1 protein-coding gene is annotated in these 1,357 nt (G+C 63.4%); it reads left to right on the forward strand.

The genetic code is table 11. The annotated features are described in order from the left end of the window. Positions 1–1,350, forward strand: a 1,350-nt coding sequence (locus tag RMN95_RS16710; protein WP_309618033.1) for a type IIL restriction-modification enzyme MmeI, incomplete at its 5' end; no start/stop codon positions are given. Between the last annotated feature and the right edge of the window lie 7 nt (positions 1,351–1,357).

Consider the following 1,357-nt stretch of genomic DNA (forward strand, 5'->3'; position numbering starts at 1 on the left):
CTGCGGGCTGACTGGCCCGAGGTCGACGCAATCATCGGGAACCCGCCGTTTATGGGCGGCGGCCAGTTGCGTGGCGTGCTTGGCGACGATTACGTCGCGTGGCTCCAGAAGGCGTTCAACACCGGCCTACGGGACCTGTGCACGTATTGGTTTCGGCGCACGCAGGATCACCTGAAAGTCGGACAGCGCGCGGGACTAGTGGGCACCAACTCGATCGCTCAGAACATGGGTCGCGAAGCGTCACTCGACTATGTCGTGCAGCACGGCGGCGTCATTACGGATGCCGTAGCGAGCCAAGTGTGGCCGGGCGACGCGAAGGTTCACGTCAGCATCGTGAACTGGGTGAAGCAGCCGGTTGAGGCGCCCGCGCGCTTTGAACTGGATGCGATGCAGGTCAGCCACATTGGGCCGGATCTTCGCGAGTCGTCTGAGTCGGCTTGGAATGCGCGCGTCCTCGCCGCAAATGGCAAACGGGGGTTCGAAGGGCCAAGCCCGAAGGCGTCTGGCTTCATAATCGAAGCGACGGACGCCGGGAGACTTCGTGAGTTGGGTCCCCAGTACGAGCGGGTAGTGCGGCGCTACCTGACTGGCGAAGACATTGCCAATAGTCGGGATCAGCAAGCCAGCCGATGGATCATTGATTTTTCGACGAGGTCACTAGAGGAATGCTTGGCATTTCCCGCAGCCCTTCGGATTGTCCGCGAGCACGTGAAGCCGTTCCGAGATACCGTCGCGCGGAAGGCTCGACGCGAACGATGGTGGATGTTTGGAGAGAATGCGCTCAGTATGCGCGCGGCACTTCTTCCACTCCGCCGATACATTGCTGTTGCGCGCCATGGCAAGCGAGTATCTTTGGCTTGGGTCGACAAGGCCACGCTCGCCAGCGATGCGACGAACGTTTTCGCCTTCGACGACGACTACTCGATGGGCATCCTGATGTCGCGGGCGCACGATGCGTGGGCGTGGGCGCAGTCCTCGACGCTGAAGGGCGACTTGCGCTACACGCCGACTACCGTGTTCGCGACGTTCCCGTGGCCCGACCCCGTGACCGAGGCGGCTCGCGCGAAGGTTTCGGCCGCGGCATCCACTCTGTATGCGCGTCGCAGCGAGCTGTGCCTCGAACATAACCTCGGCCTCACCAAGCTCTACAACCTCATGGATGACGGTGCCTTCACCGACCTCGCCGCGCTGCACAAGGCGCTGGATGCGGCGGTCGCCACCGCGTACGGCTGGCCGACATCCGTCGCGCAGGATGGCCCGGAGCTCGTGCGGCGTCTCACCGAACTCAACCGCGAGATCGTGCAAGATGGTCGCGCCTACCACCCGTTCGGCGCGTCGACACCCGCTTGAGTGGCGC

Origin of the sequence: Salinibacterium sp. (assembly GCF_031364185.1) — a bacterium.
Classification (GTDB): domain Bacteria; phylum Actinomycetota; class Actinomycetes; order Actinomycetales; family Microbacteriaceae; genus Rhodoglobus.